21 protein-coding genes are annotated in these 22,543 nt (G+C 33.8%); 11 read left to right on the top strand and 10 right to left on the bottom strand.

All coding sequences use genetic code 11. The annotated features are described in order from the left end of the window. A partial coding sequence (locus J0N78_RS24730) for a hypothetical protein (RefSeq protein WP_209125744.1) occupies positions 1-414 on the top strand: 414 nt, incomplete at its 5' end. Positions 415-1,151: 737 nt separating this feature from the next. On the opposite strand, the gene J0N78_RS24725 is transcribed toward J0N78_RS24730, so the two are convergent. After that, positions 1,152-2,297, bottom strand: coding sequence for a hypothetical protein (locus tag J0N78_RS24725; RefSeq protein ID WP_209125743.1), 1,146 nt, complete (start codon positions 2,295-2,297; stop codon positions 1,152-1,154). Positions 2,298-2,553: 256 nt separating this feature from the next. Next, positions 2,554-2,754, bottom strand: coding sequence for a hypothetical protein (locus J0N78_RS24720; RefSeq protein WP_209125742.1), 201 nt, complete (start codon positions 2,752-2,754; stop codon positions 2,554-2,556). Positions 2,755-2,945: 191 nt separating this feature from the next. Here J0N78_RS24720 and J0N78_RS24715 point away from each other — a divergent pair, with 191 nt between their 5' ends. The 4 genes from J0N78_RS24715 to J0N78_RS24700 all read left to right on the top strand — a co-directional run bounded on the left by J0N78_RS24715 (position 2,946) and on the right by J0N78_RS24700 (position 5,057). After that, a complete protein-coding gene (locus J0N78_RS24715) occupies positions 2,946-3,170 on the top strand; it encodes a helix-turn-helix domain-containing protein (protein WP_209125741.1) in 225 nt (74 codons plus the stop codon). A gap of 231 nt (positions 3,171-3,401) precedes the next feature. Next, entirely contained in the window at positions 3,402-3,545 is a 144-nt protein-coding gene (locus tag J0N78_RS24710; RefSeq protein ID WP_209125740.1) for a hypothetical protein, read from the top strand. 194 nt (positions 3,546-3,739) lie between these two features. Continuing rightward, positions 3,740-4,621 carry a site-specific integrase gene (locus J0N78_RS24705; RefSeq protein WP_209125739.1) on the top strand — a complete coding sequence of 294 codons (882 nt, stop codon included), beginning with the start codon at positions 3,740-3,742 and terminating at the stop codon, positions 4,619-4,621. A 109-nt stretch (positions 4,622-4,730) separates the two neighbouring features. Continuing rightward, the gene (locus J0N78_RS24700) at positions 4,731-5,057 is read left to right on the top strand and encodes a DUF771 domain-containing protein (RefSeq protein ID WP_209125745.1); all 327 of its coding nucleotides are present in this window, start codon (positions 4,731-4,733) and stop codon (positions 5,055-5,057) included. Between the two features lie 290 nt (positions 5,058-5,347). On the opposite strand, the gene J0N78_RS24695 is transcribed toward J0N78_RS24700, so the two are convergent. Next, entirely contained in the window at positions 5,348-5,872 is a 525-nt protein-coding gene (locus tag J0N78_RS24695; RefSeq protein ID WP_209125738.1) for a type III toxin-antitoxin system ToxN/AbiQ family toxin, read from the bottom strand. A 66-nt stretch (positions 5,873-5,938) separates the two neighbouring features. Between J0N78_RS24695 and J0N78_RS24690 the strand changes: the two genes are divergently transcribed. After that, a complete protein-coding gene (locus J0N78_RS24690; RefSeq protein ID WP_209125737.1) occupies positions 5,939-6,268 on the top strand; it encodes a hypothetical protein in 330 nt (109 codons plus the stop codon). Positions 6,269-7,096: 828 nt separating this feature from the next. Here J0N78_RS24690 and J0N78_RS24685 read toward each other — a convergent pair. The 5 genes from J0N78_RS24685 to J0N78_RS24665 all read right to left on the bottom strand — a co-directional run bounded on the left by J0N78_RS24685 (position 7,097) and on the right by J0N78_RS24665 (position 14,343). Further along, on the bottom strand, positions 7,097-7,705 hold the full coding sequence (locus J0N78_RS24685; RefSeq protein WP_209125736.1) for a DUF3800 domain-containing protein: 609 nt from the start codon (positions 7,703-7,705) through the stop codon (positions 7,097-7,099). 600 nt (positions 7,706-8,305) lie between these two features. Continuing rightward, positions 8,306-9,565 (bottom strand): LlaJI family restriction endonuclease, encoded by a 1,260-nt coding sequence (locus J0N78_RS24680; protein ID WP_209125735.1) that lies wholly within the window; start codon positions 9,563-9,565, stop codon positions 8,306-8,308. Beyond that, a complete protein-coding gene (locus J0N78_RS24675; RefSeq protein WP_209125734.1) occupies positions 9,558-11,141 on the bottom strand; it encodes an AAA family ATPase in 1,584 nt (527 codons plus the stop codon). The genes J0N78_RS24680 and J0N78_RS24675 overlap by 8 nt, the downstream gene beginning before the upstream one ends. Before the next feature lie 37 nt (positions 11,142-11,178). After that, a complete protein-coding gene (locus J0N78_RS24670; RefSeq protein WP_209125733.1) occupies positions 11,179-12,435 on the bottom strand; it encodes a DNA cytosine methyltransferase in 1,257 nt (418 codons plus the stop codon). A gap of 591 nt (positions 12,436-13,026) precedes the next feature. Further along, on the bottom strand, positions 13,027-14,343 hold the full coding sequence (locus J0N78_RS24665; RefSeq protein ID WP_209125732.1) for a DUF4398 domain-containing protein: 1,317 nt from the start codon (positions 14,341-14,343) through the stop codon (positions 13,027-13,029). Between the two features lie 766 nt (positions 14,344-15,109). Between J0N78_RS24665 and J0N78_RS24660 the strand changes: the two genes are divergently transcribed. The 3 genes from J0N78_RS24660 to J0N78_RS24650 all read left to right on the top strand — a co-directional run bounded on the left by J0N78_RS24660 (position 15,110) and on the right by J0N78_RS24650 (position 17,696). Then, complete coding sequence (locus J0N78_RS24660) at positions 15,110-15,892, top strand: ParA family protein (RefSeq protein ID WP_209125731.1); 783 nt, start codon at positions 15,110-15,112, stop codon at positions 15,890-15,892. Beyond that, complete coding sequence (locus J0N78_RS24655) at positions 15,876-16,268, top strand: ribbon-helix-helix domain-containing protein (protein WP_209125730.1); 393 nt, start codon at positions 15,876-15,878, stop codon at positions 16,266-16,268. Before J0N78_RS24660 ends, J0N78_RS24655 begins: the two co-directional genes overlap by 17 nt. Positions 16,269-16,769: 501 nt before the next feature. Beyond that, the gene (locus tag J0N78_RS24650) at positions 16,770-17,696 is read left to right on the top strand and encodes a hypothetical protein (protein WP_209125729.1); all 927 of its coding nucleotides are present in this window, start codon (positions 16,770-16,772) and stop codon (positions 17,694-17,696) included. 489 nt (positions 17,697-18,185) lie between these two features. On the opposite strand, the gene J0N78_RS24645 is transcribed toward J0N78_RS24650, so the two are convergent. Next, positions 18,186-19,124 (bottom strand): coiled-coil domain-containing protein, encoded by a 939-nt coding sequence (locus tag J0N78_RS24645; protein WP_209125728.1) that lies wholly within the window; start codon positions 19,122-19,124, stop codon positions 18,186-18,188. 369 nt (positions 19,125-19,493) lie between these two features. After that, positions 19,494-19,658 carry a hypothetical protein gene (locus J0N78_RS24640; protein WP_209125727.1) on the bottom strand — a complete coding sequence of 55 codons (165 nt, stop codon included), beginning with the start codon at positions 19,656-19,658 and terminating at the stop codon, positions 19,494-19,496. Positions 19,659-20,813: 1,155 nt separating this feature from the next. On the opposite strand from J0N78_RS24640, the gene J0N78_RS24635 reads away from it, so the two are divergent. Together J0N78_RS24635 and J0N78_RS24630 are read left to right on the top strand one after the other, a co-directional pair. After that, positions 20,814-21,422 (top strand): hypothetical protein, encoded by a 609-nt coding sequence (locus J0N78_RS24635; protein ID WP_209125726.1) that lies wholly within the window; start codon positions 20,814-20,816, stop codon positions 21,420-21,422. A gap of 19 nt (positions 21,423-21,441) precedes the next feature. Further along, the coding region (locus J0N78_RS24630; RefSeq protein WP_209125725.1) for a hypothetical protein at positions 21,442-22,543 on the top strand (1,102 nt) is incomplete at its 3' end.

Below are 22,543 nucleotides of genomic sequence, written 5' to 3'. Positions count from 1 at the left end.
ATTCTTCATTTACCCACTAATGGCCCTGGTAGATACAATCGTATTATCACTGCATTGCAAACAATCACTTGCTATCAAAACATCTCAACTAAATTAAATATTACTGTTGTAGCACATTCAAAAAAAAATATAGATGAAGCCTATTATGCTTGGGAACAAACTATTACAAGAAGGAATGAACGAACAGATAGGGTCAATCTAGAAGGAAGAGCAAGAAAAGACTTTAAGAGGATGAATGAGGGTAAGTCTACCCAAGGGATAAGTGAAAGGGATATAGAAAAATACTGCAAAACGTCAAATAAGTTTTGCGGAATGAATGAAGTGCATTTTATTAATTTAGAAATAGACAAGTATATAACGCATTATAAAAAAGTCAACGAGGATCTTAGCCCAGGAAAACCAGCTTTCCTATAAATGAAAAGGGGATTAAAAAATCCTCTTTTTGTTTTGCTTTAAATATTGTGAGTGCACTATAGAAACAGAAACTATCGGTTCTGTTTTAAGTCTATAGGGATACTTAAACGACTCACCGGCTATGATTGATTATCGTGTCTTTGTTTACCTGTTAATCAGGATTTGAAATCACTGTCCTGACAAGATATAAGAGTAGCAAGTAGAAGCAATCGGCTCTACTTTCTTACGATTCTCGAATCAGACATAAAAAATAACATCGTCCATATTAGACCATGCTTCAATAATCTTATGATTATTGAGATTAGAATCTAACTCTCTTGAGAGATTCTTGTGTTAATAACGACGCGCTAGGTCGTCGAACAATCGATAAAAATTAAATATAATCTACTTATATTATATCATTGCAAAATAAATAAATAAAGGATAAGGAAGATTGATAGCAAAGTGATAGTAAATGATATTTCATATTAATTTATTACCCATACAGGCTAATTTTTTCATAGACATATTAAAACTATTATTGGTTCATAGTAATTACTGAAAACCCTTGTAATTACAGCACTTTTATCTTCCTTATATATCAAATAATTAAACAACACCGTTTTTATAGCCATATTGGCCTCTCTATTTTTAAAATTACTGTTACAGGGATACTGTCCTGTTCGAACGAAGATTTTTATACAGACTAATCCTTCCTATGGAGATCTATATACACTTATCTTTGGCCGTACAATTTGTTATTTCACTTTATTGCACCTATGTCTATCCATAGTCCGGCAACCTAAACATAAATATGAATTACAATCTTCACAGTGATAAACTTCGTTGAATTTTGGGAAGTACAAAAGTTCCGCGCATTCAGAACAAACTTCAATAAAATTTTTTTCCTCTAGAGGTGGCAGTCTTAATACAAATGAATGGGTAGTAAAATATAGAATATCTCCCATTTCAAGTTTATACCAAGAAGTATTTTTGACCTTTTTACTTTTATATTCTTCTTTTAAAATCTTTAACAAGGCGCTACGTCTTTCGCTTTCTATTTCTACAACACTAATTAACTTAAGGTTTCCATTAAACTCTTTTTGTAACTCACTAAAACGATCCTTTGCCTTCCCACCTGTGTAAGAAAGTCTATAGGCATTTTCTTTTACATTTTTATAAAGTAAGATTTGATCTTTCTCTATATAAGCCTTTTGCGATAAATGTTCACAAAAGATATCAGGTGGTGGGGATTGTTCCCCTTTGATATAGCAATTTTCTAACTGAGACAAATGACGTTTATAGGGTACTATAGAAGGGATTAGCTCCTTAAGTGAACTTATAATATATTGAATAAAGTCCTCCATGTTATCAAAATTAAGTATTGCTGTTTGAATGTTAATACTTGGGTTGTGATCAATAAACGGAATGTGAAAATGAAAACACCCTTCCTTGAAGGTGATATGACAGGATAATATTTGTTCAATTTCTTTTTTTATGTAGGTACAAATATGTTGTAAATATTTACCGATACATCTTTCCGGAAAATGGACTAATCGATTACATACTGGTGCAAAGACAGAGGGGAATTTCTGCTCTTGTTTAAACTCATAAGGAAAATCACTATTGAATTTGCGGTCATGATATACCTCTAAAAACAATTTTGACAAAACCTCTTCATGAAGTCTCGTTAAATGATGATCCGTCAAAGATGCTTGCTCAACATATCCTGATAGTTCACTAGTAAAATCAAGCACATACCACTTTTTGTCTTTAGGAAATAATGGTCTTAACAAATAAATGAAATAATTAATGTCGTGGTAATCATCGGAGAAGTCTGCTGTCATTTGAAGATTGTTATTCAACAATTTTATATTTAAATTCTCATCTAGAAAATCTAACATGTAAGTATCCTTTCTACAGTTACAGCTAATTTATTGGATTCTAATATACAATGCACACTTGCACGCGGAATGACGCTATCTCTCCCCTTAGTAATACTTAAATCATTAATATATCTAGTTTTTTCGTGTACGGGATTTTGCACGCGTGCATTTCAATGACCTATCTCCAACAAAGGGATTTTATTCCTGACTCATTGAACAATATAAAAAACCTCTTCATAACATCGTATTGATGTTATGAAGAGAATGGTATTTATTATATGTATTCTAAAGAACGGTACGTTTTTGGGGGAAACTCACCCTCACCTATATGAATGACACGGTAATCAGAGAATTCATTCTCAAATTTTTCACTCACTTTTTCAGTGTCATCACTCGATTCTGCTAACATAGTTGCATTTTTAAAATCTCCTGTTTTCATTTGATAAACCACCAACCAATATTTTAGGTTTTCCATGATCTCACCTCCCCATTTCAATTTTATATGACTATAAAATCAAAAGTTTTGTTTACTGCGGTTAATTTATCTATTAAATTAGCCAATTACAATTATATAACATGTTACATTTGTAGACAATTGTCCGTAGACTATTTGTCGCGTTTTTAAGAAACTCCCTATAAATTGATTTTTTAGGGAGAGAAGAGACTATGGATATTAGTCAATCTTTTGGAAAAGTTTTGAAAAAATATAGAAAGCACAATAATTTATCCCAGGAAAAGTTAGCACTTTTATGTGATTTAGATCGAACTTTTATTAGTTTACTAGAGCGCGGAAAACGTCAACCGGGGTTAAGCACGGTTTTTGTTTTAGCGAATCAACTTAATATAAGACCAAGTGAATTAATAAAAGAAATGGAAGAGGAGTTACTATAAAAAACAAGTTGATAGGTTTTCCTGTATTTAGATTTCATTGTTCTCTCCATGTGAAACCATTCTACTTGACGTACCTTGGAAAAACTATGATGATTCTAAGATAAACGTATTGTAAGGTGTGCTGTATTTTACGTTCTCACACGTCATTAAATAACTTATACAGAAAATAAGATCCTCAGCTAAGTTGATCGCCGAGAGAGAGAAACAAAAAAGAAAGGTGTGTTATTAAAAATGAAAAAGGTAGTGGATTTAAGAAAGTGGCCGGAATCTTTACCACAACCTTCTATGGATGAAGTATTAAAGAAGAAAAAAGAAAAACGTAAAAAAAAGATTGAAGATACCCAGAGAGAAATAGATAAAATTAGAGGAAGTTAAAACAAAAAAATAAATACTCACACGTTATTAAATATAAAGTTGCGTTCAAAATATTTACCCGAGAAGGGATGGTTCTCGGTAAAAATCCAAAGCGAAAAGGAAGTGATTTTTTAATGTCTTCAACCCCTCAATTACAAGAAAATAAAAATCTGCCATCTACGATTCAATCCATTGACGACCGGGCGAAGCTCTATATGGAGAATTCCCTCGCTGAAAAAACCAAGAAAGTGTACACACAAGTTTGGCGAGATTTTGAGGAGTGGTGCCAGGAACATCAGTTTTCTACTTTACCTGCGTTACCGGAAACCATTGTCCGATACATAACTGTTTTATCAGAGAACAACAAACCTGCCACTATTAAAAAGAAGATGGCAGCTATTAGTCAAGCCCATAAAACTGTCGGACTAGCCAGCCCGATTGAAAATGAATTCGTTCGTAAGACTTTTCGGGGGATTCAAAAAGAAAAGGGAACCAAACAAACGAGGAAGAATCCGTTGCTTTTGGAGGATTTGCAGAAGATCCTAGAGGTGGTTCCAAACACGAAAGTCGGCCTAAGGGATCGAACCATTATTATTATCAGCTTTGTAGGGGCACTAAGACGTTCCGAACTTACGACCGTTCGAGTAGAAGATTTAGAAAGAACGCGAGAAGGCATTATTGTTCATATCAACCGAAGCAAGACGGATACACTCGCCGAAGGACAAGAGGTTAGTTTGCCTTATGGCAGTAACCCCAAAACCTGTCCAATCCGAACACTGGAAAGGTGGCTGGAGGTTGCAGATATTACTGAAGGTTACCTCTTCCCATCCTTTGATCCAAGAAGTAAGTCGGGGCATATCAATGATAAAACTGTGGCTTCGATTGTAAAAAAATATTGTAAGAAGATTGGACTGGATCCTGACTTATATTCAGGTCATAGTGCTAGAGCAGGTTTTGTGACTACAAGTGCATTAAAAGGGATCCCCGAGAGACAGATCCAAAGGCAGACTAGGCATAAGAATGTCGCTACACTTCAAAAGTATGTGAGGCCTACTAAGCAATTCAGCGATAATGCTGTCGTTAAAATCGGTCTTTAATATAGGACCGCAATAAACAATAACATATGTAGGTTAATACTTGTTAAAACTGAAATAATGAATAAGAAGAACTAGTGGTACAAATATATTTTCTCCTGGGGTGGTTCAAATCTTCCAAAAACTAAAAGCCGAAATAGTTATTACAATTCCAGACGATAAGGTACTAATTAGAAAAGTTGAATATGAGGAATTAAAACAGAATGAATTATCTGGTGTGTATTGGAATATGAAGGACCTTGAAAAACGTATTAATAAAAAATCAGAGTGGATAAAAGAAAACATTTTATATCCTGGAAGATTCAAGAAACTGCTTGATAGCAAAAACGGTGGATTTGTTCATTATCCGCAAACAAAGGGACAAACTTGGTCGTTTCAAGCAACTAAAATGTCTAAATTTTTGGATGAAAATTTTAACAATATTTTTGGTGGGAATTAGGTTAAGCTTACATTACCTACCTGTTTAGGGTGGTCAGGTATTTACGATACCATTCAATCATACGCTACGACAAAAGTTGCGCTAAAAAAAAGGATGATTCTCCTCTTGGAGAGGTCATCCTTTTGGTATTACTTACTCTCTCTGCAACTTTCTGAGGGAGTTCTTCCAGCATGAATTTACGAACGGAATCATTTCAGTTAAATCTTTACCAAACTTTTCATTGAAATCACGAACTAACATAAAAAGGACAGATTAATATTCTGTCCTTTTTATGTTTACCTATTAATCTATTATTTAACAAACTTAACGTATTCTTCTTCTAATTTAGTGAAATCACAACATAATCGATTTATTTTCTGGATGTTTTTCTTTGTTCTTAATTCGTGTAATTTCAAAGCTCTCCTAATGATTTTATCTTGATTACTTGTTACAAATCTATATTCTTTCTCTAGAAGGTCCTTATATTTTTCTTCTTCTTTATCAAATTCAATTACAAATATTTCACTTTGGATAACAGGAAACATATTATTTAAGTTAATTAGTGCTAATTTTTTAGGTTCATCTTCTTCACGATCTTTTCCATAGATGATAAAGCACGTTTGATCGCTATTTTTTATATTTCCATGCTTGTCCTCTTTGTAGGAAGTAATCGGTGCATAGTACTGATGTCTTCCAATAGTAAATAATATACCTAAATAAATTCTTTCTCTGTTTTCATTTCGATTATTCATTATTTTACCGTCTATGTTTTGCAAAAAACTTATGTAACGATCAGTAACTCTAAAAAAATACAACTTACTTTCTTTTAATTCCATAATTTCCCCTTCCCTGGATACAAAAAAAGTAGTGGATAAAAACCCACTACTTTTTGTTTGACGCTTTTGGCAGTCAAACACCTCTTAAAGATCACACTTTTTGGCGGTGAAACACCTCTTTTAAAGTTCGCATTTTTGGCAGCGAAACGCCCACTTTTAAAGCTCACACTCATGGCGGTGAAACGCCCACTTTTAAAGCTCACACTCATGGCGGTGAAACGCCTCGTAGGTAATTTCTTACCCTTATCTCTATTTTTATTATATTCATCATTTTTTATTCCGTCAACAGCAGAGATACATTTGTTAATTATTGTTAGCAAAAAAATATTTATTGCTCATCAATTACTTAATATTGTTGGACATTTTAATAAAATTATAACAAAATGCAAAAAATAAAATTAAAGAACCATTTACAAGTATTTTTATTAGGGGTTGCAGGAAGTATTATCCTGGATGTTTCGGTCAGTAAGAACCACTTTCTCGGACGAAATGAGCACTCGTCACGGAAAAATAGAACCACCTTCACGGATAGAGAGCGTAGCTGCTTGCCATTGACTGCAGCGCCCGATTCTTAGTATTCGGTGGAAGGGGACGGGGCCCCACCAGCGGATGCTTAGAATCGATTTGTTCGTGTTAGCATTTGTTGCAGGTGAGCCTCTAGGCTTTTCTTTTAGCACGCCTGCAATGCCTTCACTACACGAACAAAAGCAAAGTCAATGGTAGCGAATGTGGGGATCTAATTCATCTAAATTTACATGGTGAGTTGAGGAAGTGGTCCTCTCTCCATCATGCTTGAGTATTGCGGTCGGAATGAGCCGGTAGGGCGGAGAAGAGAGCCACTATCAGTAAAGGCTACTCTACTGCCATATGTAGAGTGAATCCGCTAGTCCGCCACCAGTCCGTGAAGATGGTTCTAATCCAGTGAAATATTCATATTCTGATGCCCTTATTTTTGATGGACGGTTGAGTAGTACCTTTGACAATTTCTCTTTACTTTTTGTTAAGGTGTATATTAAAATTAAAGTACCGAAGATGATTTTGCGAAAAGGGTCTCCTGATGACTACCTGTTCCATTTAAGAATGGAAATAGCAAATCACAAAAAAAACACCCGTTGGGTGTATTTTTTTTGTGATTTTGACCATATATAAGTACTACCGGGGCCATATTAGTGAATTGTCTCAACTAGCTGAGGCGTGCATTTTGCTAACTAATATGGCCGTTTTTTATTTGAAACGCCATAAATTATTTTCTCTTTTCCTCACTTGCTTATAGTAACTTGAATCGTTTCTTTCAAATTTCCTAAACAGCGCACCACAAATCATATCTGGTACTTGAACTAATGAGTTTTGTCGCCAATCTTTGAATTTAATATCCTTAATCGTATATCCGTTTTCTCTTGCTTTTTTCCTCATGTAAACTTTCAACTCAGTTTTAAATGCGTTATCACAGGAGTTATCTACGATAACCTTTGCATCTTTAAGATAACCACCATCAAATGCCACCATTTGCCCAACTATATAATTGTAAAACTTTTTTTTATTGCCTTTAAGGTAGTCGGAGTAAATTAATCTCTTATCTATTACAATGGATCGATAAAAGAAATTATTAGAAATAACCTTATCATAAAAAGCCTGCTTCACCTTATCTGGGAGTTCTTTAAAATGAAATTCTTTGCTCCAGTTCAAAGGATCTCTAAGTTCTTTTATACTATTAGAAGTAGCTTCAGCTAACTTATTATCATCAAAAAAAACCATCGTTACCAGAAAAAAGTTCGAAGAGCCCTTTCCAAACTTAAAGCCCGTACAACCTGATTCATCAATAAATACTAACAAAGTAACTTTCCTCTCTTTACCCTTTTTATGATCACTACTCCATTATACAAAAAAAAACTCAAACAGAATGTTCCACGATGTTTCACGGTAGATGAACATATAGGCTCATCCTGTTTTAACAACTAGAAATGTAGTAAAATCAAAGCTGTATTTTCAAATAGGTGATCATTTAAAGGATTAAGGAGAATATTTAATGTTTATATGTGAGTGTGGAGGTGTTTTGTTAGTCATCGGGGTTGAAACGCCCCCAAAACACCTATCAAAGCAAGAAAAATTAATTTATAAGCGTGTATGTGATGTAGAGTGTCAAAAGTGTGGAAAAATAAAGTATTCACAACCATACGACAACGGAACAATACTAAACGAAGTAAAGAAAACTAAACCCCTCTTATAAAAGAAAAAGGAAGCCATTCTCCTATGTGGGAATAGCTCCCTTTTCATTCTTGTTTTTTTCAATTTCTTCAATAGAAATTTTTCCTTTTCCTCTTAAATTTTTGAGCTGTAATTTGGTGTAAGTATTTAATAAATGCTTGTCCTTCATTAGCACTTTGCAATCCATCAACATTCTCAGCGACAAAAAACTTCGGTTGCTAATCCTTTTTAGTTCCCCTTTTCAGGGGATTTTAACAAACTTAACAACTTTTCCTTAGAATCACCTTTATTATTACTAACATAAAGCTCCATAGCCTTATGAATATCTAATGTATAACCATGTATTTTTCCTAAACTAGGCATCTCCTCTACGGCAGCGTACCCTAAATATTCAATAACATTCCTAGTCTGACCCGGAAAAATAAAAATATTTTCAATCAAGTCCTTCTCATCCTTCATTAAAGTGAGTCTATAAAAAAATTGTTTTACTAAGTCACCCCATCCAGGTAATTTTTTAGGGGCAAATTTTATTCTGTAATATTTGGCATCTAATATAACTAACCTATTATCTACCTTAAACATCACATCAGGAATTTGTTCAGTCCTAGCAATTGTATTATTAACTTCCCAATAAGGTTTCGGAAGCTCAGGAACCTCATTATCAGAAAAAAGAAAATGACAAAATTTTTCCCACACAGTATGAAAATAAGGTGTTACAAAAGTCATAACACTATCCTTCGAGTGATTGTGACTTCCTGTTATAAACTCCTTTAAATTTAAAAATAAATTAGATTTTCTATCTTCAAATGTCCTTTGGGCTTCCATATCTAATAAATATATAACTAAATCTTCATCGTAAGGTAAATCATACTCATTCTGAACTCCTTCGTCATAATCAAATAACCAACCATATAAATCCAAACACTGTTCCACTACATATTGGTGGATTTGGGTAATCAAATGGTCATGGTGAGTATTTTTTTTAGTTACCAAATCTAGATATACAGGACTTTTATTAGATATAACTGGATTAACACCTTTAATTGTCCTTGACCAATTAATATTTGCACTTTGATTTATCCCATAATCTTGACGTTGAAAATTTATAATACCATAATCAAAGTAATCTCTTATCAACCAAAATGCAGCAGCAATCAATTCTGAATTCGTTCCTAAACCTCCTAGTAGCGAACCCTCAACGGGTTCTAAACTACTATCACGGCTATATTTAATTAAAACATCAATTAAAAGACGAATATGTTTCTTTAATAAAATATGCTCTTTAGGAATAACATAACCTTTTGGAAAAACTACAAAAATTTGATTATGTATAACCATAAATCCTGTACAATTAAAAACTAACTTTTCATCTTTTTTAACACATATTCCTCTTATAAATAATTCATTAGGAATTTTTCCATCATACTTATCAAAAGGATATTCATCAAGTTCAATAAAACAATTATCGTATAAATTAATATTATTCATTTGCTTCATCTTCACTTATATTTGAAGCTTCCTCTTCTTCATCCAATTGAGACTCAATTGAGGTTTGTATATATTTAAAGTCTATTTGAAAAACAGGCTTTCCACCTTCATATAAATCAACAAGATGAGAAAAAGTTTTTATTCCCTCTACAAAAATCTTTGAACGTTTAAGGCGTGCAACATCATCCCAAAGATACATTAATAATTTAGACGAAATAATTTTTTTCTGAGAAGGCTCCCCAGGCTTTAAAAAATATGGTCCAATATGCCGATCTTCATTAACTGAATGATTTGCTAATAAATCATTAATCGTATTAATAAAATCTGCCCATCTAACAGACTTGTCATCGTAAAAAACAGCTTCATTTTTATGAATAGCATCCTCTGGTTTTATTGGACTATATTCAAAAATCCAACGCCTTTTAAAAGCTGAATCCATTACAAATACTCCTTGGTCTGCACTATTCATAGTGGCAACTATATTCAAATTCCATGGAATCCTTAGTTCCGTTTGAGCAGAATCAATAACTCCCTTACTTTTTAAGTATTTTAAAATTTCAAGATTGGTTACACCATATGTACTTTCGCCATCGCTTTCTCTATCTAGTAATTGAAATAAATCACCAAATACAGCTGGGGCATTAGCACGGTTTAATTCTTCAATGATTAACGTAAACATTTGTGGTTCAACATCCTGTAAGGACCGATATACTTTTTCTAAAATTAATGTAAATGGTCCTGGCACAAAACTATAATTAATATAAGGTTCTCCCTTATCAAAAGTTTCATTTTCTACAGTTACAAATGTATAAGTATTAACCTTCTTATACAATGGTTCAGGTCTATAACTTCCTACAAAATCATGGTAAGTATACTCTGGATGAAAAGTAACTCTCAGACTATTTCCATTAGCATACCTCTTATCCAAATCACGACTCTTACCAGTACCAGGTGCTCCATACAAAATTAAATTTTTCCCAACTTGATCATCAGGTATTGCAAGACTATCATCAACTTCAGAATCTCTATTTATATCAAAATTCTCCTTTAATACAGGCTTGAAATTATAAATAAATGTTCCATCTCCGTTATCAACCTTTTCAATTTGCATTACCGAAATATCAGGTATAGCAACACTTCTTAAAAAATCAAACCCACTTCCTGAAGTCCCTATATACAATCTATCTGGATTACTAGCCATATGACGTCGTATACCTATGCGGTTATTAATCTCGGTTTCTGTTAAATTCACTAACTCTTCATATTTTTGTTTCCAATAATCTAAAGAAACATCCCCACTATATATCCTATTAACTGGAGGAGCTATATGAAGAATATATTCAAATTTAACACTCAATAAATATTCTATTAACCCTTGTTTAGTTAAGCGATACACATTAGATGGATCAAAATTATTAAAAAAGTTATCAAAAGTTTCCCATTCTGAAGGTGTTTGACTTAAATAAAGCGTAGCTCCTCCTGATGACACTCCAGCAGAAGTAACCTTTTTAAATTTTACTGGAGCTTTTACATAATAACTCTGTATATCAGGATTAATCACATCTAAAACTGTCATAACCATCATCCCTTTTTAGTAAATAAAAATACTAAGTTCATATTAAAGATAACTGATAAAACGAATCTTTTGTAAAATCTTCAACATTCATTATTTCTTTTAAAATATGAATTAAAACATCCACTACAATAGAATTACCACTTTGCTTATATATCTGAGTATCAGAAACAACAATTTTAAATGTATCAGAAAATCCCATCAATCGAAGACATTCTCTAGGAGTTAACTTTCTAATTCTACCTTTAGTAGTTACATAATTATCCACTCCAGCTCGATGCATTTTATGCATCGTTGAAAGTAAAGGACGTGCTACATCTAAATCAATTTCAGGCTTAGAATAGAAATCCTTTGTTCCACTTGCAAGGACATAATTTACAAGTTTCTCAGATAAAAAATATTTTTCATGTACATCTTCACCCTCAACATTATCATAATTCATTTCTATTTCTTCAAAAACAAAGTCTCCATGCCAATTAAATTGCTGATTAGCCTTTTGACAAAGCATAATTTCACCATTAATTTGCGTATATTGTTTTCTTATATTTTTTTCACTTGTAACAAACTTAATTCCCTTTTGCCCTAAATAATATTTTTCAGCAACATTATCTAACAATAAATCTTTCATTTTTAATTTCAAATGAATCGGATTAGGAAAATGAAAATTAACATCCTGATTTAAAAATCCTACAACAAACAAACGTTCTCGATTTTGCGGAATACCATAATTTTTAGCATTAAGAAGTTTATAATCCCATTTATATCCTAATTCATCAAAAACATTTTGCATAATTGCCCAAGTATTCCCACCATCATGATTTAAAAGTCCTTTAACATTTTCATAAATAAACACTCTTGGCTTTATTTCTTTTACTAATCGAGCAAACTCATAAAAAAGAGTCCCCCTTGTATCATCAAAACCTCCTCTTTTCCCTACCATAGAAAAAGATTGACAAGGACTCCCCCCAACAAATAAATCAACTTGTCCTTCATATAAGGTACCATCTATAAAACGAACATCTTGATGATACCTTGACCTTTCTATATCGTAGTTTGCAAAATAACTTTTTTCTACAAAATTAGTCTTTCTACATTTTGCATAAAGTTGGTCTATATAATTCTTTTTATCTTCAGGATTGGGAATATTATCTAAATTACCTTTGATTTCCTCAAAAGGTATATCAAGTTCCCTATCTCCATTATCACTAGCAAATACTAATTCATAAGGAATATTCATTCTTTCTAAAGCATGCTCAATAGCACCAATTCCACTAAAAACCGTGGCTAACCTTAACATAATTTACTTCACCTACTTTAAATAAGCTAAACCTACATTGACCTATTAAATATAATAATCTAATTCTAACAATTATACCAGACCCAGATACATCTCTTTAATACAGTAAAGTAGAAGAGATTGTTCCCTCATATAAAAAGAAATCTATAAAATTTAACCCCATCAACAGTATTAAAGTTGGCTAAACGTAGCGATAACTTTTCCTTTAATACTCTAACCTAATAACCCTAATATTGTTTCATCAAAGAATCTAAAAAAAAAACAAATGAGACATAACATCAAATGCCTCATTCGCCGGGTCGTGAGATATTAAGGTTATTAATAGAGAAAATAACAACTAAGAATCCTAGACAGCTTAAAAGAATATACAAAAAGTTAACAACCAGGCTAACGCCCATAATTTAAGGGCGACAACCAGTGCGCAATAAGTAAAAGGGTCTTAGTGCAATCAATAAGCAGAATAATATCCGGGAAATACCTCAAGCATCGAAAGATTCAAGGAGTAAGATCTCAGACAAACTCATCACCCCTACACCCTTGTCTAGAGAACCAGGCTAACGCCCATAATTTAAGGGCGACAACCAGTGCGCATTAGTCCTTGATTTGTTTTTTGAGGTTTCTAACATAGGATTCACTAATGCCTAAATACTTGGCCAACTTGTAGTTTGAATACTCTGGGTATTTTTGTATCGCTTGTTGTAATAACAGTAACTTGTTATCCTTAATTTGTTTTTGCTGTTTTATATACTCTTCCCGGGGTACTGATCCTCTTTCCTCCCGCTTCCGTAGTTTGTCCCGTTCTCTTTTCCTTCGGCGCTTTTCCACTCCATCAATTATTGTCTTTAGGTATTTTTGCTCTTCTCGGGTAATATCAAGCCAATCAATAATTTTAGAATTTCGTAGATTGTAACCTGCTCCTGGATACCCTTTTTCAATAGCAAGGCGATTAGCTTCTTCATTGTTTCGAGCTTCCCAGGCCTTTTCTGCGCTTCGTGTAGCTCTTTCGACTTCCTTGAGAGGTAAAGGATCTCTGAACTGCAAATTGAGCGTCTGTGCTTGATTTAGAGCTTCTGTAGGGTCATTGGAATAGCAACACAGCCAATAGCGATATAAAAAACAAATAGTTTCTCTGTAACCACTGACCTCATAATCTCGTAGCTCTACTAACTTCACTAAATCTAATAATCTAGCATAGTGAAGTTTGTATGTATTGAAGAGCTGAGCAACCTTCTTCTTCCGGCCACGTTGCTTTTTTCCAGGGGCCGGGCTTAGTTCTGTTTTTAACTCCGGCAGGTAATCCTGTTGAATCTGTCGGAGTTCATACCTATAATCATGCCGATATTCGGCTTTTACTTCCGCTCCGTTTTTACTATTAACACTTCCTGCAATGCGAAATACTCGAGCCGCATCGGATGCCCTTTCATCCCCACCTAAATCTTTAAGCAACCCCAAGAAGTAATTTTGTATAGACTGCCATAAAGGTAACGCCTTATATGGTACCGGTTCTAATAACCAAATTAAAACGATACCTTGTCCAGAAAAAATAAGGATATTAGGATCGGGGAGGGACTCACCGAAAAATTCATGCTCCAATTTCCCAAGAATCCATGATGGTTCAAAATTTAGTAAATAAAAATCTAAATCTATATAAAGTGACCTTAATTGACGGATATTTTCAATGCTACGTTGAGGTTTAAAGAATGTATTTTGACTAAAATAAACATCCTCTCCCAACCATTTTCCTAACTGGTCGGCCAGCTCTTCAGGCTGATAGTGATATTGCTGCCACTTATCGGAGGTCGTTCTCCTAGCAACTGTAATCCAGCCATCAGAATCATGATGATGGAACCAAGCATGATATTTAGCGTGTTCCACATTTTGCGGAGTTAAATTAAAAGCGTTTTTCATAAATTTCCTCTCCTTTAAAGGTGGAAAGGAAACAATGCCTGTGGTATATTATTATTATACAATGTAAATAAAGGGTATAGATACCCTATGTGAAGGCATTGTCCTTCCAATGATTCGAAAAGCCCCGCCGTCGCCAAACAGTAGGGGTTTTTCTTATGTCTTTTATTCTACCAAACTTCATCAAAAAACAACACTGGTTTCTATTTATCTGTGCATCTTTTAATCTAAATTGTCTCTTTTTAAGAGCAAAGATCCGATATTAATAGACAGATAATTATGTTGTTTATAATCGAATTTCTAGCCCTCCACCTTCTAGAGTACCGTCAATCGTTTCCTCTTTTCCGACTATCCGTAACCTTTATAAAAAACTTCTCCATAACAAGAAATGCTGAAATTTCCCACTACTCCGATCCAAAGTAAAATTCATCCCCTTTTACATACAGGAAAAAACAACACACACATAGAAAAAGTACATTAGTATGAATTTGTTGATGTAAAAATTAAAGTTGAATAACATAACAATATATATGTGTATATCATAATTAACATATGTTTTGTAACATATTATAAATATATAACACAATTAAAACATTGATATATATATTATTGTATAAAACAACACTAAAATGATAATATATGAAAATATATATTATTTAATTATATTTCATTTGCATTTATGTTGTTATTGATATTTTGTAATATAATGTTAAAATAGTTATATAACTATGTCATATAAGTTGATATTAATTATGAGAGGGGTGTTAAAATGGCAGCAAAGATAATAACATTCGGCATTTCCAAGGGAGGGTGCTCCAAGTCCACAAGTAGTGGAATCACTGCTTATTTATTAAGTAAAGAAGCAAAAGTTTTGTGCTTGGATTTAGATGGACAAGCTAACTTAACTTCTTTTCTTACGGGAGAATATGACGTATGTAACGTATTTGAAAACAAGACAATTTTAGAGGGGATTTTAAAAGTAGATATAAGACCTTACATTATAAGGGTTCGTGAAAATTTAGACATTGTTCCTTCAAACGATTTCTTAGCAACATTGGCAAGAAAAATGTATGAAAAAGGATTAAGATTAGATGCTTTACAGAAAGCATTAGAACCAGTAATGAACGATTACGATTATATTATAATCGATACACCACCTTCGCTGTCAGAACAAACCATACTACCGCTTTCAACCCAATCACCAGCTGGTTCTTATGCTGTAGTGATGTTCGATGGAAGTCTTTTTGCTTACTATGCAATTCCGAAGTTTTTAGAGATCATTGAGGGAGCAAAAGAGCGATATAATCCTAAACTAAAAACCGCAGGTATATTGTTCTCTTTAATTGACACAAGGGCGAAAGAGAATGCAGATATGGAAGAAGCAGTAGAAGAAGAATATCCCGGATTGAAATTTCAGACAAGCATAAAAAGAAAAGCTGCAACAAGACGTTTGGCTATTAATGGATTTGAAGAAAGCGCTGAGTTAAAAAATGCTTTGGAGTATTACATACCATTTGTTGAGGAGTTGAAACAACGTGTCGATGAAGGATAAAATCAAAAATAAGACTGCTGCACAAACATTCTTTAATCAGTATGATGAAGATAACAAAGACAACAACATTGAAGATACCAAAAATGTTATAAATAATAATGAAAACAACAACAATGATGACATATATGATAATGTTGAAGATAAAAACAAAAACAATAACGAAGATGATGAATATCTGAAGCGTTTGGCTCAAGGGAAAAAAGTAACTGCATCGGAAATAAAAAAGAACAAAAAGGTGTTCACTAGTTTCTATATGGATCCTGATCTCGCTGTTGAGGTAGACAAGATCGCCAGTCGAGGAGTAAAAGGGGATAAATCTAAATTACTTAATAAAGCTATCCGAAGATTATTAGAAGATTATGGGGTGATTGACTAACGAAGATCCGTATTTAATCAACAATTAAAGGTCTCCTTCAGGATTGTCAGTTAAATATAGATTTGCTTCTAAATTTACTACCTTTTTAAAACCTTATTAGCCTTGTGAAAACAATCTTGTTGCTAAAGTTGCAAAAGGTTGTTTTTTTGTTTTCGCCAGTAAGAGCCAGAACATTTATGATGTGTTACTTTAATCTTAGTTTCGATTTTAAATGGAAATTTTCATGAAAATACATGATGAACGGGAAAATAAAAAAAAGGATCTCCGTTTTTGCTCAAAAGTGTTACCAACACTTTCTAATTACCAATCTCACCGTGCAACGACCACGGTAAGGAACCTACGAAAAAGGAAACCATATATTTCTGATAGTATGAAAGTATTTACATTGTATTTTCAATAGTTTTTCAAGGGATTTTATTTGGGGAATTTTTAGGTTTACTTACCAATCAAAAAATTATCCTTTTTGTTTTCCTTTCAAAAAAGGAAGGATGAGTTTTATTTATGGCTTTAATGAAGAAAATCCACTTGAAAAAAGATTATGTTCAGGTTCCAAACACGACTGCGCAAGCAGTAGAAAAAGGAGAAATCTCTCTTCAAGCTCTCGGCCTTATTGTTAACCTTTGGAGCTATAACGTCGAAAAGTGGGAATTACACAAAACTGAATTATATAAACGTTTTGGCAAAAACAAAAAAACAAGCACAATGAACGCTTGGGATGAATTAGTTGAAGCTAATTACATTATCGAGTTTAAGTACCGAAATGGTAAGCATTGGGAATATGAATATTTCTATCGAGTCGAACCTTTTAGCGAAGAAGAAAAAGAGAAATTGTTGGCTGAAGCTGTTGATGTACTAGGCGTTTCTTCTACTTCTGATTTTCAGAAGCTCAAAATGAGAAGTTCAAAATGGGAAGCTCAAAATCAGCATATAAGTAATAATCAACAAACTCAAAATTTCAATAATGAAATAAAAAATAAAGAAAAAGAACATAACCTTAACCAAGAAGATGAGAAAAAACATGATAAAGAAGAAAATGCATTTGGTAATTTATTACAAGAACTTAAATTACCTATGACAGTTAAAAAATTAATTTACGATTATAATCTTCAAGGTTATGGTAATGGTAATGTTCCACCTATAAATGATTCATTAAAAGTTATTGAAATAGAAACATTTTACAATACCAACACTTATATAGACTCAACGGCTACTGCTTATGACTATAACTTCATTAATGACGTAGATTTCTACACAATTGTTAAAAGTATTTTGGAAAATGGGCCAGACAAGGTAGATACAACAATTGGTATTCTAAGGCATTATACTTTCAATAAGCTCTACTACAAAAAACAAAACCAAGAGTATAGAGAAGCTGTATCCTCACCACTATCTTCTATATCTGAAGAACACTGGTTGGCTAGGTCTTAAACAGCAAAACAAAGCAAGTGGCTTCGATTGTGAGACTACTTGCAACTAAGATAAACCGACCTTCTCAAAAATCTTAAAACCACAGTTAGGGTTGGTTTGTGCAAATACCCAAATCAGCACCCAATATTTGGAAATGTAAAAATAAAATTAATTACATGTAATTTATAAGGAGGTAGGTGTGTAAAAAAAGAGCTCTAGTGATAGAACTCTCCTTTATTAAACTTACGCCTGATTCTGATCTAATTCGCCCTATATCTCTCCGAAAATAGGTTCGAACATATCAGCGCTAGATTGCCCTGTAACGGCTTGTACACAATTTATGAGGTGTTTGTTGTCTGCGAGTGTTTTAATGCTGTATGATGCAACTGGTGGCTTATGAACCCTAGTTTAATAATAGGGGGCGATTTTTCTTCCCCCTCCATCTTAGGGCTTGTGCGTTAATTTCCCCCTGATACTCAGTGGGTGCAAACTTGTGCAGCACCCACTTTATTATTCTTTATCTTGCACTTGCAATCGTTCATACAGCTCAGCTATTTTTTTGTTATGTTGTTCATGAACTTCAGCTAAATTCTTCTGGAATTCACGTTCAGCTTGCAGCAATGCCTTCTCCTTCCCATATTCCAGTTTTTCTCTTGTTCTTTCTAATTCTAAACTATGGTTTTGTTGCAGAGATTTCACTTCACGTTCCAGTGCCTCAATACGATCAGTTTGTTGATCTGTATATTCTTTCGATTCGCTAATAGCTGATCTCAATCGGTCCGTCTCTGCTTTATGATCCTTAGTCATAACATCTTTTTCTGCTTCAAAATCTTTTCTCATTTTTTCAATTTGAGCTAAATCTTCTTCCATGCTTTTAATGTTCTCTTCTAAGTTATCGATTTTTTCATTTTTATCAGCAATCTTTTCATCTTTTGCTGTAATGGCATCTTTTAATTCTGTAATACGCTCTTCACTCTCTTTTTGCTGCTTCTCCAATTGCTCTTGTAGTTTCCACTTACTTAACTTAGCATCACGTTCTTTTTCAACTAGCTCTTTATGTTCCTCTTCTTTTTCCTTGAACTGCTTCCTTAACTCTTTAACTGTTTCTTTCAACTCTTTTATTTCTTCGGATGTTTCATTTTTGAGTTTTTGGTAACGCTCTTCTTGATTTTCAATCTTAATATTTGCATGTGTCACCATACTTGAAAACCGCTCTCCAACACGCATTAACAGGTCATTCACTTGCTCTATTTGTGTACCAAATTCACTATCATCTTGTAGTGAAACGCGAGCATACAGAGATAATAGCTCTTTTTGCACTTCATCTAATGACTTGTTACGAGATTCTGCTAATTCTTTCATTTTTTTATGTGTTGATTCAGCTAAACGAACACTTCTATTTGTAATCACATCTTCGCTTACAAGTTTCTCATTTTGATTTTCCTGCATTACAATCCCCCCTAAATAACTAATTTTGTATTACATTAATATCGTTATATTTATAGTTTATAACTGTATTATACCGATTGAACCCCCACTGTATCAAGATGTAATACATTAAATTACATGTAATACATATATATTACCTAACTAAATTATACAATTAAACCACAAAAAAAGACCTTATTAACTATTACTAAGGCCTTTCATTATTCTTATAGAAGGTATTAGCTTCAAATTCGACCCAACAACCAACGCAACGGATCATGCCGTCATATTTAACATGATCACCAATCAATAGGGCAACCGCACCCATCGCACGTATAACCTTTTTCTTCATCGAAGTGACCAGATTTACCGTATTGTTTCCACTCTTTTTCATGATTTTTTTTTCATAGATTTATCTTCTTTGATCCATTTTCTCATTTCACTATCTTCTCTTACAATTTTTTCAATTAAATCATAAAGACCTTTATCTTTAACACCAGTTTTTAATTGTTCGTTTAGCTCTTGAACCTTCCGTTTAAAATCTCCGCTACACATGCTTTTCACCTCTCTTATTAGTAAGCCCAATATGTTTCCCGCTTGTGTTTCCCATTCTTTTTTTTATTTTAAGCCATTTTTACACACAGATTTAGCATATCGGAAACGGGAAACATAAAAAAACAACGAAGAGAGCCCCCTTCGCTGTTTTTAACTCTTTTTGAATAATAATCCTAACTTTTCCCAAAACCCCATTTTTGAAATGCGCTTATTAGTCTCTTCATCAACTGCAGCTTGCAAACCCTTTTTTTACTTCTAACGATTGTCCGCTGGTTACCCAAATTTACTAATAAGAGGATATGCAGTCATATCAATGGTTAGACCTCCCTCATGCCATTTTTTGTAGATTTAGAATAGTCGAAGACTATTCTTCCTTATCTTGGCTTAAATTCAGCCGTTCCTTCGGACAACCGGAAACTTCCAAACCTTCGGTTTAAAAAAATATAAGCAATCCTCCTTACGCCGGATTGCTTGCAGGGCATTTCTACGAACTTCCATTTTAACTTCTTTTGCATCTCTTCGAGATAAACATCAACCAAATTCGAAGGGTTTGGTTCCAGTCGAACAAGACAGCTCTTCGATCTATCTTTGAAAATAAAATCCTTCGGATTTTATTTTCATTCAGCAATACCGAATTGCTATAATAGTAATAACAGAGGTGCACAATATCAGCGCGGTGCAGAGTCCTGCACCCCGCATACGCGCTCTGCACATTCGCTTGCTTCGCAAGCTCTTCATATCAGTATGTGCAGCACTCACAAATTGAAAAGAGTGCTGCACATAAAAAGCAGGGTTCCTTCGACTGCGCGAAAGAAAAACAACTGCGTCACTCGCTTCGCATTGTTCCGCGTTGCTTTTCTTTCTGCGCCGACTTCAGAGTTTGGATTCATCGCTCCGCTTGAATCCAAACCGACACGTTGTGTCGCCGCTTGTGGCGGTCTGAGTCTTCGTCGTGCGGAACCCTTTGGGAACCTGCCGGTGGCTCGGGTCAGCGCCCCGAAGGCGCAGGAGATGCTGTCGCATCTCTTGAAAAACACTAGCAATCTAAGAGTGCACATCAAGTAAGGTAAATTAAATCAATATCAATAAAAGTGGGAGCACCACTCGGCTAATAAGTCGTGTGGTGCTTTTTGTATTTTAAGGAGGTGAAATAAAATGGCTAAGCTATATGTAGAAAGAGGATTAAGGCCATCTGAACTAGCTAGTTTAAAAGCAATAGGTCGTGTAGGAGTGGTCACTATACAACAACTGAAAGAAAATTATGGGATAACCGATGGACGTATAAAACAAATGAATAACTCAAGGTACTATGACGTTCAAGAAGAAAAAGTGTTTATTGGCACTAAAGGTATTAAAGAGTGTGAAAAGTTAGGGATACAGCACCGTTATGGTAGTAGCCTTAAGAATTTTGAACACGATAATAGACTTGCTGAAGTGTATTTTTCTATTAAAACCGATAAAGAGATTGAGAATAAGTGGGAGGAATTTCAGGAAAACGAAAGATTAAGAGATGGATGGATCACAGAAGGGGAGCTTCAAGATAAGGCTTCACAATTACCGATCTACGAAGCATTTAAAGAGAAAATCACAGCAACTCATAGTAAAGGTAAATTCCAAGCAACGCCTGACGCAGCTTATCGTCATCCAGACACGGGAGTTGTTACATGTCTTGAAATTTACGGAAAATCATACAAATACGAAGATATTGCCCAGAAGGTAGCATTTGCCCGTGAGTATTATAATGGCAATATTGAAGTTTATTAAAGAGGGGAGGGGAACCTTAATGTATCAACCTAAACAAATATCTATAGAAAGTGTACGCAACAACGAAAATGCACCTACTGTTATCCCTAGATTCAACGTTTCAAATGCAAGCATTTCTCCTAATATCTACTTTTTTATTTTAGAAGATTATCACGACTATGTTTATCTAATCACCCATCACCTGAATTTTATGTTAAAAGCACAGTTCAGAAAAGTGTTTGACATAAGTGAAAGTGCTGCAAGACATCGCTTTAAAAAGTTGTTAAAAGATGATGATCTTTCATATAGAAACGAAGAGGAAGCTAGGAAAAATAAAGAATATTACATTTTAGGGAAGAAGCGATACAAGGGTAGCGATTGTATTTTCCCAATATCTCGGACGTTTACTTATGCTCAAATAAATTTCCCTAACGAAAAGCAAAAGAGGTTAGATTATGATCCGAATGAGGTAACTATGCTGAGGGGTATTATGAAAACAGAATACTGGTTGCGTTTTGGTGAATTAATGATTGATGAACTTAACTTTTTACCGGAGCATTTGCCAAAGGAATTATTGAGGAAAAAGCCATTTGAATATAATCATACTGCTTTCTTTTGTTTGATCAATAAGTTAGATAAAGAGAAAACCGAAAAGGGATATGCAGAATTCACAGAAAAAGCTAAGTATAGCAAGCTGTTTATAGACAAGGAATTACCCGAAGTAGATATTGAGGAAGAAGATGAAAAGGTAAAAAAAGAAAGAATAAAAAAATATGGTGTCAATGACTTTGGAACACAATTTGGTTTGGATCCTGGCGAGAGACACCAGCTTGAACGTGAAAATGAATTAAATTACAGGTTTAAAAAGGTTAGCGAGGATACCAAAAGGCAATATGTATCAGCAATTAATCGAGCTGCATTTGAAACATTGTTAAAAAGTGATGTTTATGTAACAAAAGTGAAAGAATTAAAGCATGAAAAAGCCCATGAACCTCAATTTGAATATCATATCGTAATTCTTCATTTACCCACTAATGGCCCTGGTAGATACAATCGTATTATCACTGCATTGCAAACAATCACTTGCTATCAAAACATCTCAACTAAATTAAATATTACTGTTGTAGCACATTCAAAAAAAA

Origin of the sequence: Alkalihalobacillus sp. BA299, from assembly GCF_017745675.1 — a bacterium.
In the GTDB taxonomy this organism is placed as follows: Bacteria; Bacillota; Bacilli; order Bacillales; family Bacillaceae_F; genus Alkalihalobacterium.
The sequence above is the reverse complement of the archived record's forward strand: the minus strand, read 5'-3'. Positions and strand labels throughout refer to the sequence as shown.